The 16,951-nt window shown below is 44.6% G+C and carries 15 protein-coding genes; 13 read left to right on the top strand and 2 right to left on the bottom strand.

Annotation, left to right across the window (positions count from 1 at the left end):
- Nucleotides 1-141 precede the first annotated feature (141 nt).
- Nucleotides 142-843, bottom strand: coding sequence for a gamma-glutamyl-gamma-aminobutyrate hydrolase family protein (locus tag EDD74_RS06560; RefSeq protein WP_116441902.1), 702 nt, complete (start codon nt 841-843; stop codon nt 142-144).
- A 209-nt stretch (nt 844-1,052) separates the two neighbouring features.
- Here EDD74_RS06560 and EDD74_RS06555 point away from each other — a divergent pair, with 209 nt between their 5' ends.
- Nucleotides 1,053-2,366, top strand: a complete 1,314-nt coding sequence (locus EDD74_RS06555; protein WP_116441903.1) for a sodium-dependent transporter — start codon at nt 1,053-1,055, stop codon at nt 2,364-2,366.
- Nucleotides 2,367-2,451: 85 nt separating this feature from the next.
- On the opposite strand, the gene EDD74_RS06550 is transcribed toward EDD74_RS06555, so the two are convergent.
- Nucleotides 2,452-3,669 (bottom strand): argininosuccinate synthase, encoded by a 1,218-nt coding sequence (locus EDD74_RS06550; RefSeq protein WP_008976048.1) that lies wholly within the window; start codon nt 3,667-3,669, stop codon nt 2,452-2,454.
- Between the two features lie 450 nt (nt 3,670-4,119).
- On the opposite strand from EDD74_RS06550, the gene argC reads away from it, so the two are divergent.
- From argC to holA, 12 genes are all read left to right on the top strand, one after another.
- Nucleotides 4,120-5,160, top strand: coding sequence for an N-acetyl-gamma-glutamyl-phosphate reductase (gene argC / locus EDD74_RS06540; protein WP_116441905.1), 1,041 nt, complete (start codon nt 4,120-4,122; stop codon nt 5,158-5,160).
- 52 nt (nt 5,161-5,212) lie between these two features.
- Complete coding sequence (locus EDD74_RS06535; protein ID WP_016440337.1) at nt 5,213-5,656, top strand: GNAT family N-acetyltransferase; 444 nt, start codon at nt 5,213-5,215, stop codon at nt 5,654-5,656.
- Nucleotides 5,657-5,699: 43 nt separating this feature from the next.
- Entirely contained in the window at nt 5,700-6,923 is a 1,224-nt protein-coding gene (gene argJ / locus EDD74_RS06530) for a bifunctional glutamate N-acetyltransferase/amino-acid acetyltransferase ArgJ (protein ID WP_116441906.1), read from the top strand.
- A 48-nt stretch (nt 6,924-6,971) separates the two neighbouring features.
- Complete coding sequence (argB, locus tag EDD74_RS06525; RefSeq protein WP_008976044.1) at nt 6,972-7,880, top strand: acetylglutamate kinase; 909 nt, start codon at nt 6,972-6,974, stop codon at nt 7,878-7,880.
- Nucleotides 7,861-9,048, top strand: a complete 1,188-nt coding sequence (locus EDD74_RS06520; protein WP_008976043.1) for an aspartate aminotransferase family protein — start codon at nt 7,861-7,863, stop codon at nt 9,046-9,048. Before argB ends, EDD74_RS06520 begins: the two co-directional genes overlap by 20 nt.
- A 151-nt stretch (nt 9,049-9,199) precedes the next feature.
- Nucleotides 9,200-9,631, top strand: a complete 432-nt coding sequence (locus tag EDD74_RS06515) for a DMT family transporter (protein WP_008976042.1) — start codon at nt 9,200-9,202, stop codon at nt 9,629-9,631.
- Nucleotides 9,632-9,755: 124 nt separating this feature from the next.
- Nucleotides 9,756-10,436, top strand: a complete 681-nt coding sequence (locus EDD74_RS06510; RefSeq protein WP_039861356.1) for a ComEA family DNA-binding protein — start codon at nt 9,756-9,758, stop codon at nt 10,434-10,436.
- 22 nt (nt 10,437-10,458) lie between these two features.
- Complete coding sequence (locus EDD74_RS06505) at nt 10,459-11,145, top strand: response regulator transcription factor (RefSeq protein WP_008976040.1); 687 nt, start codon at nt 10,459-10,461, stop codon at nt 11,143-11,145.
- Complete coding sequence (locus EDD74_RS06500) at nt 11,102-12,568, top strand: sensor histidine kinase (protein WP_039861355.1); 1,467 nt, start codon at nt 11,102-11,104, stop codon at nt 12,566-12,568. Before EDD74_RS06505 ends, EDD74_RS06500 begins: the two co-directional genes overlap by 44 nt.
- Nucleotides 12,569-12,585: 17 nt before the next feature.
- A complete protein-coding gene (locus tag EDD74_RS06495) occupies nt 12,586-13,551 on the top strand; it encodes a GerMN domain-containing protein (RefSeq protein ID WP_116441907.1) in 966 nt (321 codons plus the stop codon).
- Complete coding sequence (locus EDD74_RS06490; protein ID WP_116441908.1) at nt 13,548-15,782, top strand: DNA internalization-related competence protein ComEC/Rec2; 2,235 nt, start codon at nt 13,548-13,550, stop codon at nt 15,780-15,782. The genes EDD74_RS06495 and EDD74_RS06490 overlap by 4 nt, the downstream gene beginning before the upstream one ends.
- 106 nt (nt 15,783-15,888) lie before the next feature.
- Entirely contained in the window at nt 15,889-16,869 is a 981-nt protein-coding gene (gene holA, locus EDD74_RS06485; RefSeq protein ID WP_008976036.1) for a DNA polymerase III subunit delta, read from the top strand.
- Nucleotides 16,870-16,951: the final 82 nt, after the last annotated feature.

The raw sequence follows: 16,951 nt of genomic DNA, 5'->3' as shown, positions 1-16,951 counted from the left end.
TAATGATTGCCCGGAAAGAAGAGTTTAAAATCTTCCTTCCGGCTCTTGTTCTGTTGTTTGAAATGTCTCTGGATATCATACCATATTGCAGGCGTCGGGGCAATGACTAGAAAATGCAGAAGCAGGGGCTGGCAAAATAAATTATTTGCGGCAGGCAGTGATAAATGAAGCAAACAGATCACGCATGACAGGAGAAGTACGGTACATACATTCCGGGTGCCATTGGACTCCAAGGGCAAATGGATGAGCGGAAAGTTCGATTGCCTCGATGATGCCGTCAGAAGTCCGGGCAGTTGGGACGAGCCCTTTGCCGAGTGAGTCGACTGCCTGATGATGGAAACTGTTTGTATAGAGGGACGAACCTGTGATGGAGGAGAGAATACTTCCTTTTGCGACCAGTACTTTATGGCTGATTTCACTTCTGGAGGCGGAAAGCTGCATATGATTGATGGGCGCGTGGAGCGAGGTGTCGATATCTTGGAGAAGCGTTCCTCCACAGGCTACATTTAAAACCTGCATTCCACGGCAGATGGCGAGCAGGGGATTTTTTGTTTTTAGAATGGCGCGCAGAAGGCGGAGTTGAAAAATATCTAGTGTGATGTTGGTTGTTCCCAGGCCTTTTGCCGGTTCTTTTCCAAACAGAAGCGGGGTGATGTCGTTTCCGCCGCAGAAGAGGAACCCGTCGCAGAGAGAACAATAAGTTTGAAGTGCTTCGTCAGAGCGCACAAGTGGGAGGAGAAGCGGGACTCCTTTTGCATATTTTATGGATTGAATGTAAGCATTAGTTACAAATTGGCGGTCATCCATCAGACCGCAGACAATAATTCCGATTACTGGTTTCATAGTACACATCCTTATGCTTTTTATTATAGGATAGGTATGTTTCGTGCCGGATATTCAAAAGAACAGGAAAAAAATATATTTTCCACTTTTTTTCTTGCATTAATGCTTTAAAGTGTGATAGTATATGGAGAGAAATCGGAAAGCCTGTCTGAGTCGATCTGCTGGTCGGTGTTTTTTGTGGACGGGTTTGGAGAGAAAAGGAGTTGCTTATGGAAAAGAGAGAAAAATTTACGAGCAGAATGGGATTTGTTATGGCTTGCATCGGTTCGGCTATTGGACTTGGAAATATATGGATGTTTCCATACCGGCTTGGCGCTTACGGTGGGGCGGCATTTTTGATCCCATACTTTCTGTTTGTCTTGATTCTTGGGACGACAGGACTGATTACAGAATTTGCGTTCGGGCGTGCCTTTGGCGGTGGTTCGATGACTGGAATCTCAGAAGTGTTCCGTGAAAGAACATGGAAGGGTGGAAAGATTGTAGGAATGCTTCCGGCAATAGGGCTTCTTGGCATTTTTATGTTTTACAATGTGGTTGTCGGGTGGATTTTAAAATACCTTGTAATGAGTGGAACCGGAAAGCTGGCAAAGGTGGATAAGAACACCTATTTTACAGAGTTTGCAGGTTCAGCTGCTTCCATTCCATGGGATGCGGTTGCGATTTTTCTGACGGTACTGGTCATTTGTGCAGGTGTCGTAAAAGGGATTGAGCGAATCAGTAAGATCATTATGCCGGCATTGTTTCTGATCTTTATCGTACTGATTTTCCAGTCGCTGTCACTTCCGGGAGCGATGGAAGGTGTGAAGTTTCTACTTCAGCCAAAATGGGAGTACCTTTTGAAAGCAGATACATGGGTGATGGCGCTTGGACAGGCATTTTTCACGGTATCCATCAATGGATGCGGGATGGTAGTGTATGGGAGCTATTTGAAGAAAGAATATGATATTCCACATCTGGCGGTCAGCACGGCAGTTCTGGATACGCTGGCAGCAGTACTTGCATCTTTTGTGATCATGCCGGCGGTATTTGCATTCGGGTTGGATGCAAAATCAGGACCACCATTATTATTTATGACGATGCCGGTCATTTTTGAAAAAATGCCGGGTGGAACAATCCTTGCGGTTATCTTCTTTATCAGTTTGCTCTGTGCGGCGATCTCTTCTTCTATTAATATGCTGGAAGGGGTTGTGGAGGCAATCCTTTCGCACTCGAAGCTGACAAGGAAAAAGGCGGTGATTCTTGTGGGGGTTATCACATTTGTGCTCTCAGTTCCTTTGAATTTGAGCATGACAACCTTTGATCAGTTTACCAATCTGATCACAGTTGTAATTTCACCGCTGATGGCACTTCTTGTGCTGATTGTCTTTTACTATCTTCATGATGGAGAAAAGGCGCTTGCGGCGATCAATGAAGGAGCAGGGAAACCGCTTGGGAAAAGGTTCCTTGCGTTTGCAAAATATGTGTTTGTGATCGTGACCATTCTTGTAGTGATCCTCGGGATCGTGTATGGGGGAATTGGTTAAAGAAATACAGAATGTTACTCAAGAAGTTTTAGAAAACAAAAAGGGCAGCTGGAAAGATCAGCTGTCCTTTTTGTGTGTCTGTTTTTTACTTTTCTGTTTCTGCAAGTTTCATTGCGCGTACTTTTAATGGAAGACCGAATAAGTTGATAAATCCTTCTGCGTCATGGTGGTCATAAAGTTCTCCGGTAGTAAAACTTGCGAGAGATTCGCTGTACAGAGAATACGGAGAGGTTGTTCCGGCTTTGATGATATTTCCTTTATAAAGCTTCAATTTTACTTCTCCGGTCACATATTGCTGTGTGGATTCGATAAATGCCTGCACAGCCTCACGGAGCGGTGTGAACCATTTTCCTTCGTATACAATCTGAGAAAGTTTGTTTCCCATTTCTTTTTTTACCTCATAGGTTGCACGGTCAAGCACCAGTTCCTCTAACTGCTGGTGAGCTTCCATTAAGATGGTTCCTCCTGGAGTTTCATAGACACCGCGGGATTTCATTCCGACAACACGATTTTCTACAATGTCGATGATACCGATTCCATGCTTTCCGCCGAGGGCGTTTAACTCTGTGATAATCTCAGATACTTTCATCGTTTGTCCGTTTAAGCTGACTGGAACACCTTTTTCGAAAGTCATTGTGATATATTCGCCTTCATCCGGTGCCTGTTCCGGGGTAACGCCGAGTACAAGCAGATGTTCATAGTCTGGCTCTTGCGCAGGATCCTCGAGCTCTAATCCTTCATGGCTGATGTGCCATAAGTTTCGGTCACGGCTGTAACTTTGGCTGGCATCAAATGGAAGGTCGATCCCATGCTGATGGCAGTATGCAATCTCTTCTTCACGGGAATTTAATGTCCAAAGATCCGTCATTCTCCATGGAGCGATGATCTTCAGATCCGGTGCGAGTGCCTTGATCCCTAACTCAAAACGAATCTGATCATTTCCTTTTCCGGTTGCGCCGTGGCAGATAGCAGAAGCATGTTCTTTTCTTGCAATTTCTACTAGTTTTTTTGCGATTCCCGGACGTGCCATCGCAGTGCCGAGCAGATATTTGTTTTCGTAGATTGCATTCGCCTGTACACATGGCACGATATAGTCATCACAGAACTCATCAACGATGTTTTCAATATATAATTTGGAAGCGCCGGATAATTTTGCGCGTTCTTCTAAGCCGTCCAGTTCTTCTCCCTGTCCGCAGTCGATGCAGCAGCAGATGACTTCATAATCAAAATTTTCTTTGAGCCATGGGATGATGGCTGTTGTGTCCAATCCGCCGGAATATGCTAAAATTACTTTTTCTTTCATGTCAAAAGTCCTCCTTGTTCTGTTTGTCTTGAAATTTGATAGTATTAATATACAATAAAATGAATAAATATGCAACAAGAAAATTTGAAAAAGAGAAATGAGATTAAAAAAGCAAAGCAAACTGTTATAGGAAAACAAATGTGCACTAGGGGGAAACATACTAGTTTTTATAGAAAAAAGAGTAATGTAAAAATGAAAAAATTCGTAGAGAAAAACGAAAAAGCACTTGTATTTACTTATAAAATGCAAAATGTGAGAGGGAAAACAAGAAAATGAAAAACGGAGAAGGAAGTTATGGGGAAAGAGGAAAGCGATAAAAGCAGATTTGGCTGCAAAGTAAAATTGTACAAAATAAAATGCAAAAAAACTATTGCATAACATTTTAAATAGATGTATAATCATGCAAAATCAAAATTTATTCGATGGAAAAAGAGAGAAAGGGTGTTATAGATGATTCGTGCAGGAATAATTGGTGCAACGGGGTATGCCGGAGGAGAATTAGTCAGACTTTTGGCTGGTCATAAGGAAGTGGAAGTAGTATGGTTTGGCTCCAGAAGCTATCAGGAGATTCCTTATACTAATGTTTACCAGAATTTATTTCAGATTGTAGAAGGAACGTGCGGGGAAAAGGAAATGGAGGCACTTGCGGATGACGTGGATGTAATCTTTACTGCAACGCCGCAGGGATTTTGTGCCGGACAGATCAGTGAGACGGTGCTAGAGAAAGCAAAAGTCATTGATCTAAGTGCAGATTTTCGCTTAAAAGAGGCGGAAACGTATGAAAAATGGTATAAAATACAACAGAAAAGCCCGGAACTTTTGCAAGAAGCAGTCTACGGACTTTGCGAGTGGAATCGGGAGCATATTCGATCAGCAAGGCTGATCGCCAATCCCGGCTGTTATCCAACGTGTTCTCTGATGGCGATTCTTCCATTGGTAAAGAATGGACTGATAGTTCCGGAGACGTTGATCATCGATGGAAAGTCCGGGACATCGGGGGCAGGAAGAACGGAGAAAATAGATAACCTTTATTGTGAAGTCAATGAAAATATGAAAGCATATGGGGTGACCACACATCGGCATACACCGGAGATCGAAGAACAGCTGTCTCTTGTTGCAGGGGAGAAGGTATGTGTGAATTTTACCCCGCATCTTGTTCCGATGAATAGGGGGATTCTTGTGACCGCCTACGCATCACTAAAACAAGGTGTGACGGAAGAAATGGTAAGAGAGGCATATGACAGTTGTTATAACAGCGAGAAATTTGTTCGTGTACTGCGAACCGGGATATGTCCGCAGACGAAATGGGTGGAAGGAAGCAACTATGTGGATGTTGGATTTCAGATTGATCAGCGGACCAATCGGATTGTGATCCTGGGAGCGATGGATAACCTTGTGAAGGGCGCTGCGGGGCAGGCAATCCAAAATATGAATTTGATGTTCGGACTGGATGAGACGGAAGGACTGACTGCAATCCCGCTGTTTCCTTAGAAGCTACAGCAGGAAAAAAGAAGAAAAAGACGGAAAAAGGAGAGGCAGAACGATGATACGCGCAATGATGATAGAAGACTATGAGGGAGTTTATAAGCTTTGGAAACAGATCAAAGGATTTGGAATCCGTAGTATCGATGACTCGCGGGAAGGACTGGAACGTTTCCTTAGAAGAAATCCGACTACCAGTATTGTGGCGGAGGAAGAAGGAGAGATTGTCGGCAGTATTTTATGCGGGCATGACGGAAGACGAGGTTGCTTTTATCATGTATGCGTTGCTGAAGAACATCGGATGAAAGGAATCGGGACACAGATGGCAAAGATGGCGATGGATGCGCTGAGAGCAGAGAAGATCAATCAGGTCTGCCTGATTGCATTTACGGACAATCAGGTTGGGAATCAGTTCTGGGAACAAAGCGGATGGAAGCGGAGAGAAGACTTAAATTATTATGACCTCTCTTTAAACGAAGAGAATGAAACGACATTTAATCGATAGAAGGCAGAAATAACAGGCAGCAAAGAAAGGAAGGAAAACAGAGATGAAGCAGATCAAAGGTGGAATTACAGTGGTACCGGGATTTGAGGCGGCAGCGGCAGCAGCCCAGATCAAATACGAGGGGCGTACAGACATGGCATTGATTTACAGCAGTGTTCCGTGTGTGGCGGCGGGAACTTTTACGACAAATGTGGTGAAGGCAGCTCCGGTAAAGTGGGATCAGAAGATTGTCAAACAAGGCGGAGCGGTGCAGGCGATAATTGTCAATTCGGGAATTGCAAATGCGTGTACCGGAGAAGAAGGGATGCAATATTGTGAACAGACGGCACAGACAGCGGCAGAAGTATTCGGGATTCAGAAAGAACAAGTGCTGGTAAGCTCTACCGGAGTGATTGGAAAACAGCTTCCGATGGAGAAAATCCAGGCGGGAATCCATATGCTTGCCCAGGCAAAAGGCAATGACAAACTTTGTGGAGCAGAGGCCGCAGAGGCGATTCTGACAACAGATACGCATAAAAAAGAGGCTGCAGTACAGCTGGAGATTGGCGGGAAGACAGTGACGATCGGTGCGATGGCCAAAGGATCCGGAATGATCCACCCAAATATGTGTACGATGCTTTCGTTTCTTGTGACCGATGCTGTGATTGAAAAAGAAGTTTTACAGAAAGTATTAAGTGAAGATGTAGAGGAGACGTATAATATGATTTCCGTAGATGGAGATACTTCTACAAATGATACGGTCTTGTTTCTTGCGAACGGACTGGCACAAAATGCTCCGATCTGTCCGGGTACAGAAGAATATAAAGCATTTGCAGCAGCAGTACATACGGTCAATGAGCAGCTGGCAAAGGCAATCGCAGGAGATGGAGAGGGCGCTACGGCTCTTCTGGAAGTGGAGGTTGTCGGAGCGGCAGATAAAGAGCAGGCAAAGAAAATCAGCAAGTCAGTCGTTTGCTCGAATCTGACAAAAACAGCAGTGGCAGGTCATGATGCAAACTGGGGAAGGATCCTCTGTGCGATGGGATATGCAGGCGTTTCATTTGTACCGGAGCAGGTAGATCTCTTTTTGGAAAGTGCAGCAGGAACGATTCAGATTCTTTCCGATGGGGTGGCACTTCCGTATAGTGAGGAGAAGGCGACGGAGATTTTATCTGAGGAAAAAGTAAAAATCCTTGCAGATCTGAAACTTGGGGATGGGAAAGCGACTGCATGGGGCTGTGACTTGACACACGGATATATCGATATCAATGCAGATTACCGGAGCTAGCATACCAAACAGAAATGATGCAGAGACAAAAGGAAGGAAGAGACGAAAATGAGCCAGAAGATGCAGGAATATTTGAAAAAAGCGGAGGTACTGATCGAGGCGTTGCCGTACATTCAGCGATTTAACCGAAAGATCATCGTTGTAAAATATGGTGGAAGTGCGATGATCGATGAGACATTGAAAAAGAGGGTGATTGAGGATGTGACTCTTTTAAAATTGGTTGGCTTCAAACCAATCATTGTCCACGGAGGAGGGAAAGAGATCAGCCGGTGGATGGAGAAGACTGGAAAGCAGCCTACGTTTGTCAACGGACTTCGCGTGACGGATGAGGAGACGATGGAAGTTGCAGAAATGGTGCTTGGAAAGGTGAATAAGGGGTTAGTTCAGCTTGTGGAATCGTTGGGAGTGCGGGCCATCGGTCTGAGTGGAAAAGATGGTGGATTACTTCGGGCGCAGAAGAAATTTTCAGACGGAAAAGATATCGGATTTGTGGGGGAAGTGACATCGGTGGATGCAAATGTACTTTTGGATCTTCTGGAGAAAGATTTCCTTCCTATCATCTGTCCGATTGGGCTAGGAGAGGATTATCAGACTTATAATATCAATGCGGATGATGCGGCATGTGCGATCGCGCAGGCGGTACATGCGGAAAAATTAGCGTTTTTATCTGATGTAGAAGGAATTTGTACAGATCCGGCAGATGCCTCCACGTTGATTTCAGAATTGACAATTCAAGAAGGAAAACAGCTGATCGAGAAGGGAACGATCACCGGGGGAATGATTCCGAAACTTTATAGCTGTATAGAGGCAATCCAGGCAGGGGTATCGAGAGTCCATATTCTTGATGGAAGAATCCCGCATTGTCTGTTGCTTGAAATTTTTACAAACAGAGGAATTGGAACTGCCATTTTTGAGGGAGAAAGGAGCAGATTTTACTATGGACCAGACAATCAGTAAGGCGGAAAGCGCTATCTTACATACCTATAATCGATATGATCTTGTGTTGGAAAAAGGAGACGGCGCTTACCTGTATGATACAGATGGAAAAGCCTATTTGGATTTTGGCTCGGGGATTGGTGTCAGTTCTCTTGGATATGGAAACAAAACATTGCAGTCTGCATTGAAAAAACAGATTGATCAGTTGATCCATACATCCAATTTATATTATCACGAACCGCTTGCCCAAGCGGCAGAAAAACTGAAAACCATCTCGGGAATGGATCGTGTCTTCTTTGCAAACAGCGGGACAGAAGCAATTGAGGGCGCTTTGAAAACAGCAAGAAAATATGCGAAGCAAAAAGGAAACAGTGCCTGCGAGATTATTTCCATGGAACATTCCTTTCATGGCCGCAGTATGGGTGCGCTGTCGGTGACGGGAACGGAAAGCTATCGGGAACCGTTTGAACCACTTGTAGGCGGTGTGAAATTTGCCATATTTAATGATCTGGAAAGTGTAAAAGAACAGGTGACAGAGAAGACAGGTGCAATCCTTCTGGAACCGGTACAGGGAGAAGGTGGCGTCTTTGTGGCAGAACAGTCATTTCTGCAAGGACTTCGCACACTCTGCGAGGAAAAAGGGATTCTGTTGATCTTTGACGAGATTCAGTGCGGCATGGGGCGAACCGGATCAATGTTTGCGTGGCAAGGATATGGGGTACAGCCGGATATCCTTGTGATGGCAAAGGCAATCGGAAACGGAGTTCCGGTCGGGGCTTTTGCAATGAAAGAGGAGGTAGCGCAAAACTCCTTAAAACCGGGTGATCACGGGACGACTTATGGCGGCAATCCACTTGCATGTCAGGCAGTCAGTACGGTGATCGATCTTTTTACAGAGCAGAAGTTAGCAGAACATGTGCGCAGATTGACTCCGTACCTTGAAGAAAAATTAGATACTTTACTTGCAAAATACGATCTGTTCACAGGGAGAAGAGGAAAGGGATTTATGCAGGGGTTGATCACTTCTTGTCCGGCCGGAAAGATTGTGGAGGCGGCGAAACAGGAGGGACTTTTGCTTGTGACGGCAGGCGCGCAGGTTGTAAGATTCCTTCCGCCGCTGATCATTACTGAAAAAGAAATTGATGAAATGACAGAAAAGTTAGAGAGAGCACTTGTTCGTGTTTGTTAAAAGGAAGCAGATGATGCTCATTTTTATAAGTTACATGATATAGAAAAATGAATTTTTGATTGGGATCGGGGCATAAAAATCCGGTCATTGGATACACTGGAAAGAAATAGATGTTACAAAAAAGTGACGAATCATTCTGGGAGGGAGTCCGATGACTGGATTTTTTATTGCGTTGCTCTCTGGGGCGCTGATGAGTGTGCAGGGAGTTTTTAACACACAGGTAACAAAAACAACGGGGATGTGGGTGTCCAATGGCTGGGTACAATTTTCTGCTTTTGCGGTTTGTCTTGTGGCATGGCTGATCGCAGGCAGGGATAGTGTGATGGCACTCGGAAAAGTAGAGCCAAAATATATGCTGCTGGGAGGTGCGATTGGAGCTGGAATTACGTGGACCGTGATTAAAAGTATGGAACAGCTGGGACCTGCAAAAGCGGCGCTTCTGATTGTGATCGCACAGTTGATCGTGGCATATGTTATTGAAGTACTGGGATTGTTTGGTGTGGAGAAATCACCGCTGGAATGGCGAAAAATAGGAGGGATGGCTCTGGCTTTGATCGGTATTGCGATTTTTCAGTGGAAGTAAAGAAGAAATCTAAGAAATAAAAAAGCCGGGGAAGAATTGGTTGTAATTCTGAGGTAAATTCGATACAATATATGTGACTTTGCATATGAGGGGATTTATAGAGAATATCTATAAAGGAGAAAATATGTATAAGCAAAAGAAAAATGAAAAGAGCACTAAGAACAAGTGGAAGCGCAGCAGAAGTAGGATGTATGGAATCGGGATTCTGATAGTGACACTTTGTCTGACAGCCTGCGAAAAAGAGGAGCATCGGATGGAAGAGGTCCAATTGGAAGAGGTCGAAAAAAGTGAATCGGACTCAGAAGAGCGGCAGAACCAATCTGCGTCGGAAGTGTCGGACGGTGAACGGCAGCCAAAAACGATCTGGGTGTATGTATCGGGTGCAGTCTGTACACCAGGTGTATATGAGCTGCCGGAAGGATCCCGGCTTTTTGAGGCACTGGAGCGTGCCGGAGGAATGACGGAGGCGGCTGACCAAAGTTTTCTGAATCAGGCAGAACTTTTGACGGATGGGGTGCAGATTCAGGTTCCGACAAAGGAGGAGGTTGCTTCGGGAATTGCGGCAGAAGCAAATACTTCCGGTGCGCCCGGAGAAAGTGGAAAGACTTCTCAGGGAAAGGTGAATTTAAATACTGCGACAAAGGAAGAACTTATGACACTTCCCGGGATCGGTGAGGCAAAGGCAGATAGCATTCTTACCTATCGGGAATCTGCAGGCGGCTTTCAGTCCATTGAACAGATCAAAGAGATCGAGGGAATCAAGGACGGTGTGTTTGAAAAAATAAAAGAACGGATCACAGTCTGAATGCTCTGGTAAGGGAGAGTTTATGGGAAATAAGATATTGGTTGTCGATGATGAAAAATTAATTGTGAAGGGAATTCGGTTTAGTCTAGAGCAGGATGGGATGGAAGTCACTGCTGCATATGACGGGGAAGAGGCGTTGGCGCTTGCAAAAAGCGGTGAGTTTGACTTAATTCTTCTGGATGTCATGCTGCCGAAACTGACAGGATTTGAGGTCTGTCAGCAGGTCCGGGAATTTTCGGATGTGCCGATCATTATGCTGACGGCAAAAGGGGATGATATAGATAAGATCATGGGACTGGAGTATGGTGCGGATGATTATGTCACAAAGCCGTTTAATATTCTGGAGGTAAAAGCAAGGATCAAGGCAATCATCCGGCGTACGAAGAAGGACAGACCGGAAGAACAGAAGAATCTGATCGTAAAGGGAGAGATGAAGTTAGATTGCGAGAGCCGCCGTGTCTTTATCGGAGAACGGGAAGTCAATCTGACTGCAAAAGAATTTGATATGCTGGAACTGCTTGCGCTGAATCAGAATAAAGTGTACAGCAGAGAGAAACTTTTGAATCTTGTCTGGGGCTATGATTATCCGGGGGATGCAAGAACTGTCGATGTACATATCCGCCGCTTGCGGGAGAAAATTGAGAGCCATCCAAGTGATCCAAAGTATGTGCATACAAAGTGGGGAGTTGGTTATTATTTTAGGGGATAAGATATACTTCCGCGGTAAGTTCTTTAAAAGTCTCCGTTTTCGGATCATGTTGCTTTTGATCGTGATTGGAATTATCCCGTGTATCGTTGTCGGGCAGGGAATCATCAGCAATTATGAAAAGAGAGCGGTTTCCGTGCGGACGGCGGAAATTCAGAATCAGAGCACAATGCTAGGGAGTCGTCTTGGAAAAGCGGGCTATTTAAAAGGAGTACCGTCAGAAACATTGGATGCGGAGCTGGCACAGCTTGCTGATATTTACAGTGGCAGAATTCTTCTGATCGATGATGAGTTTCAGGTAGTCAAAGATACTTATGACATGGAGGAAGGGAAAACAATCATTTCAGAGGCGGTGATGGAGTGCTATGAGGGAAACAATACAAGTGAGTATGATTCGAAAAACCACTATATTGAGGTAACGCAGGCAATCCAGGATCCGAATAGCGGACAGACGGAAGGGATCATGCTTGTCAGTGTTTCCACCGATTCCGTTGTGGACAGTGTAGATGTTCTGCATTCCAAAGCGGTTGCTGTGGAGATTGCTGTCGGAGTTGTGATCATTACCATTTCCTTTTTTATTTCCGCGCTTCTTGTGCGGCCGTTTGGAAGAATTACACAGGCAATCGGAGCTGTGACGGAAGGGTATGATACGGACAATCTTCACGAGAATGCCTATACCGAGACAATGCTGATTTCTGATGCGTTTAATAAGATGCTTGGAAGACTTAAGATTCTTGATGATTCCAGGCAGGAATTTGTCTCAAATGTCTCCCATGAACTGAAGACACCATTGACTTCGATGAAAGTGTTGGCCGATTCCCTCCTGGCACAGGAAGGCGCTCCTGCGGAATTGTATCAGGAATTTATGGAGGATATCGCGGCAGAGATCGAGCGGGAGAATAAGATTATCAATGACCTGCTGTCACTTGTCAAGTTGGACAAGACGTCGGCGGATTTAAATATCAAGTCAGAAAATATCAATGATCTTCTGGAATTGATCTTAAAACGTCTGCGGCCGATTGCGGTACAACATAATATCGAAGTTGTATTTGAAAGTTTCCGTCCGGTGATTGCGGAGGTGGACGAAGTGAAGCTGACGCTTGCGATTTCTAATCTGGTGGAAAATGCAATCAAATATAATCATGAGGAGGGATGGGTGCATGTCTCTCTGAACGCAGATTATAAATATTTCTATATCAAAGTTGCAGACTCTGGTATCGGGATTCCGGAAGATGCCGTCGAGCATATTTTTGAGCGTTTCTATCGGGTAGATAAATCACATTCCCGAGAGATTGGAGGAACCGGACTTGGGCTTGCAATTGCGAAAAATGCAATTTTAATGCATAGAGGAATTGTGAAAGTACACAGTAAAGAAGGGGAAGGGACGACGTTTACTGTTCGTGTTCCTTTGACCTATATTGCGTAACATTCCGGTGAGCAGAAATGAAAGGGAAGACAAAAAGAGAGAAGATGACAGGAAAATTGAAAAAGAAAATCGGAATTGGTCTGCTTGTGGTACTGGGAATCATGTTGCTTGCTGCATGTGGGAAAGAAAAGAAGAGTGTTTCCGGTGATGGAATTTATTACATGAACAGTGAGGAGACAACTATTGAGAAAGAACCGTATCAGATCAAAGAGAAAGATGCAGAGAAAGCTGCACGGGCGATGTTAAAAGCACTTTCCAAAGCGCCGGAGGATGTGGAGATGAAACCGGTGATCTCAAAACGGGTAAAGGTACTTGGATTTGAGGTGCAAGAGGGAAAGATCACAGTTAATTTTGGCGGAGGATATTATGAGATGGGAGCGGTCCGGGAGGTACTTTGCCGGGCGGCGATCGTCCAATCGCTTGTGCAGATTGATGGCATCGAGTCGGTCGCATTTGAAGTAGAGGGCAATCCACTGACGGATAAGGAAGGACAGGTTGTTGGAAGCATGCGGGCAGAAGATTTTATTAAAAATACAGGTTCTGCGCTGCACTCTTATGAAAAAACGGACCTTACACTGTATTTTGGAAATGAAGAAGGTACTGCGCTTGTGCCGGAGGTGTTAGAGGAGGTACGCTACAATACGAATCTGTCAACGGAAAAACTTGCCATGGAGCGTTTGCTCAAAGGGCCGGCATCAGGGAAACTTCAGCCGGTACTGGATTCTAAAGTTCGTCTGATCGGAACTTCTGTCAAGGACGGAATCTGTTATGTCAACTTTGATGACACCTTTCTTCAGCAGGAATCGCGGATGGATCCGGCGCTGCAGATAGAGGCGCTTGTCCGTTCCTTGATGGAAAACGGAAAAGAAATCCGGGCAGTTCAGATCTTAGTCAACGGAAAAAGTGACCAAAGCTACAAAGGCATTTCTCTGGAACAACCGTTTGACGGCGAAGCTATTAGGAAGAAGGAGGAGCAGAAGTGAGAAAGAAACCACTCTGCCTCCTGTGCATCTTCTTTTTGCTGCTCAGGCTGGCAGCTACTTTGATAATGGGGAAAACGATGGACAATCCTGCTTTTCCCTCTTCTACAACAATTCAGATAGAAGGCACTGTCCTTCAGAAATCAATCACATCAAAACAACAAATCTTAACAATTGGAAATCTTGAAAAACAATCCAGACAGAAAAAGAAGCAATATATTGAGAAAGAAAAAATAGTGATTTATGACGATTCGTTCCGTAAAGTAAAAATCGGCGATCGCATTTGTGTAAAAGGAGATGGAGAGACTTTTGAAGAAGCACGTAATCCTGGGAATTTTGATCAGAGAGAGTATTATCGGAAGAAACATACAACAGGATTTTTGTGGGCGAAAGAGATCTTGGTCACGGAGCGGGCAAAAGTTTCTTTAGAGGAGATGCTGTTTCGGATGCGGCAGAGGAGCAGGGAAGTGTTTGAACACTGCCTGGGAAAGAAAAACGGAGGAATTCTTGCGGCAATGGTGTTGGGCGAGAAAGCGGGGATGGATCCGGAAGTGAAAGAACTGTATCAGAAAAGCGGAATCAGCCATTTGCTTGCCATTTCCGGTTTGCATATATCTTTGATCGGCAATGCCTTCTACCAATGGCTCCGGAAAGGAGGATGTTCTTTTTGTATAGCGGGGATTACAAGTGCGGTTGTGCTTGGGGGATATGCATGCATGACGGGGATGAGTGTATCTACACAACGAGCTTTTTTCATGTTCCTTCTTCGGATTGGTGCAGATGCAGCCGGAAGGGTCTATGACCTGCCAACGGCTCTGGCAGTGGCAGCAGCATGGATCGCAGCAGAAAATCCGGACGATTTGACAGACGCTGCATTCCTTTTGTCTTTTGGGGCGATTCTTGGAATTGTGCTTCTCTGCCCAATATTTCAGGAAATTTTTGCGGGGAAAAAGAAATGGTTACAGACATTATCCGGAAGTCTGGCAATTACTGTCATGCTCCATCCGATCCTAAGTTTTTTCTATTATGAAATATCGCTGTATGCGATCTTTCTCAATCTGCTTGTCATCCCTCTGATGAGCTGGATCCTTGGCACAGCAATCATTGGGCTTTTTCTAGCTGTTTTGTGGATGCCGGGTGGCAGTCTTGTTTTAAAAAGCAGTGGATTTCTTCTGGAAGGTTATGAGTTACTCTGTAGGATGTTTCTGAGGCTTCCTAATGCTGTTGTTGTGACTGGGAAACCGGAAATCTGGAAGATTGTGATATATTATTGTCTGCTTTTTGCATTTGTGATGTGGTGGAGAAGAAAGATAATAGAAAAGAAAATGGAAGAAAAGAAAGGGAAATGGAAAAAGGAAGTTCAGAACCGGGTATGGAACTGGAAACAAAAGGTAGGAAGTGTGTTGTGGATCACAGGGTTGGCATTGATTCTTATTATTGAAATTGGAAAAGAAGAACTGGAAGTGACATTTCTTGATGTAGGGCAGGGAGATGGGATTTTTCTTCAGACAGATACGGGATTGACTTGTATGATCGATGGAGGAAGTACCGATATCAAACAGGTGGGGAAATATCGGATTGAACCATTTCTGAAATCAAAAGGAGTCAGAAAGCTGGATTATGTTTTTGTTACACATGGAGATCAGGATCATTTGAATGGAATTGTAGAACTGATGGAACGGCAGGCATATGGAATCTCCATCGACACACTTGTGCTTCCGAGAAAGGACGTATGGGACGATACCCTTTGGCAGCTGGCATATCGGGCGGATATGCAAGGGGTGGCGGTTGTGGCGATGCATGAGGGAGAATCCGTGGAAGATGCTCGCATTTCCATCGAATGTATCCACCCGGCAGAAAATTCAGAAGCAGATCCGGGAAATGCCAGCTCCCTCGTGCTGAAAGTAACTTGTCAAAACGTAAAACTACTCTTAACAGGGGATGTGGAGGGAAAGGGAGAAGAAGAACTGGTTGACAGATTTTCTGAAGAAATCTTTCTTTTGAAAGTTGCACACCATGGATCGAAAAATTCAACGAGAGAGTTGTTTTTAGAACAGGTCAAACCAAAGTATGCGATTATCTCCGCAGGACGTAACAATTCCTACGGACATCCAAATCAGGAGACGATTCAACGTTTGAAACAATCTGGGGTAAAAATCTATAGTACACAGGACAATGGAGCGATTTGTTTTAGGATTGACGATGGAAAGGGGTATTTGTCAGGATGGAAATAGGAAGGTGGCGCAAAGAAAACTGGCATGCTATCCTCTTTACGTAGTGGGAACATCTGTGATATGATGAAAAAGGATTTTCAGGAAACGGAAAGGGCAGAAGTGATCGATGAAAAGTTTAAATGAAGATTTAAAGACAGGAGAATTTAAGCAGATCTATCTGCTGTATGGGGAAGAAGTATATCTAAAGAAACAATATAAAGACCGGTTGTCAAAAGCGATTGTCAATGAAGGAGATACGATGAATTACTCTTATTATGAAGGGAAAGGGATCCACCCGGGAGAGTTGATCGATCTGGCGGAGACGATGCCGTTTTTTAGTGAGCGTCGTCTGATCGTTGTGGAAAATTCGGGATTTTTCAAAAATGCCACCCCGGAGCTGGCAGATTATTTGAAAGAACTTCCGGAGACATCCTACTTTCTGTTTGTAGAAGAGGAAGTTGACAAGCGAGGAAAGCTTTATAAGGCAGTGAAAGCAAAAGGGCGTATCGTGGAACTGGGACGGCAGGACGAACATACACTGGTTCGATGGATCCTTGGGATGGTGAAACGGGAAGGAAAGCAGATTTCCGAGCGAACTGTACAGTTCCTTCTCGCAAAGACCGGGGATGATATGGAGAATCTCCAGAGAGAATTGGAAAAGCTGTTTTGTTATACACTGGAGAAAGATGCAATCACAGTGGAAGATGTGGAGGAAATCTGCACGACACATATTTCCAACCAGATTTTTGAAATGGTTGCAGCAGTTGCCGAGAAGAAACAAAAAAGAGCACTGGAACTTTATTACGATCTGCTTGCGCTGAAAGAACCGCCGATGCGGATTTTGTTTCTTCTTGTCCGTCAGTTCCGCCTGCTTTTGGAGGTGAAAGAACTAGATCAGAGCGGATATGGAAGAAAAGAAATCGGAGAAAAAACAGGACTGCACACGTTTGTTGTCGGAAAATATCAAGGGCAGGCGAAGCTTTTTAAGAAGAAGGAGCTGAGAGAGATTCTGGAGATGGCAGCAGACCTTGAGGAAAGTGTAAAGACGGGGCGGCTGACAGACGCACTTGCGACGGAACTTTTCATTGTAAAATACAGTATGGCATGATATAATAATGCGATGTTAAAAAGAAACAACGCCTCAGCTTTCGGGAAAGGAAGTGAAAACTTCTTTGTATAGATCATTTTGG

The sequence above is a fragment of the Faecalimonas umbilicata genome, from assembly GCF_004346095.1.
In the GTDB taxonomy this organism is placed as follows: domain Bacteria; phylum Bacillota; class Clostridia; order Lachnospirales; family Lachnospiraceae; genus Faecalimonas; species Faecalimonas umbilicata.
The sequence above is the reverse complement of the archived record's forward strand: the minus strand, read 5'-3'. Positions and strand labels throughout refer to the sequence as shown.

Excerpts from the sequence above, each read along its gene's own strand:
- EDD74_RS06560 (WP_116441902.1), bottom strand. The coding sequence starts at position 843 with ATGAAACCAGTAATCGGAATTATTGTCTGCGGTCTGATGGATGACCGC.
- EDD74_RS06555 (WP_116441903.1), top strand. The coding sequence starts at position 1,053 with ATGGAAAAGAGAGAAAAATTTACGAGCAGAATGGGATTTGTTATGGCT.
- EDD74_RS06550 (WP_008976048.1), bottom strand. The coding sequence starts at position 3,669 with ATGAAAGAAAAAGTAATTTTAGCATATTCCGGCGGATTGGACACAACA.
- argC (WP_116441905.1), top strand. The coding sequence starts at position 4,120 with ATGATTCGTGCAGGAATAATTGGTGCAACGGGGTATGCCGGAGGAGAA.
- EDD74_RS06535 (WP_016440337.1), top strand. The coding sequence starts at position 5,213 with ATGATACGCGCAATGATGATAGAAGACTATGAGGGAGTTTATAAGCTT.
- argJ (WP_116441906.1), top strand. The coding sequence starts at position 5,700 with ATGAAGCAGATCAAAGGTGGAATTACAGTGGTACCGGGATTTGAGGCG.
- argB (WP_008976044.1), top strand. The coding sequence starts at position 6,972 with ATGAGCCAGAAGATGCAGGAATATTTGAAAAAAGCGGAGGTACTGATC.
- EDD74_RS06520 (WP_008976043.1), top strand. The coding sequence starts at position 7,861 with ATGGACCAGACAATCAGTAAGGCGGAAAGCGCTATCTTACATACCTAT.
- EDD74_RS06515 (WP_008976042.1), top strand. The coding sequence starts at position 9,200 with ATGACTGGATTTTTTATTGCGTTGCTCTCTGGGGCGCTGATGAGTGTG.
- EDD74_RS06510 (WP_039861356.1), top strand. The coding sequence starts at position 9,756 with ATGTATAAGCAAAAGAAAAATGAAAAGAGCACTAAGAACAAGTGGAAG.
- EDD74_RS06505 (WP_008976040.1), top strand. The coding sequence starts at position 10,459 with ATGGGAAATAAGATATTGGTTGTCGATGATGAAAAATTAATTGTGAAG.
- EDD74_RS06500 (WP_039861355.1), top strand. The coding sequence starts at position 11,102 with ATGTGCATACAAAGTGGGGAGTTGGTTATTATTTTAGGGGATAAGATA.
- EDD74_RS06495 (WP_116441907.1), top strand. The coding sequence starts at position 12,586 with ATGAAAGGGAAGACAAAAAGAGAGAAGATGACAGGAAAATTGAAAAAG.
- holA (WP_008976036.1), top strand. The coding sequence starts at position 15,889 with ATGAAAAGTTTAAATGAAGATTTAAAGACAGGAGAATTTAAGCAGATC.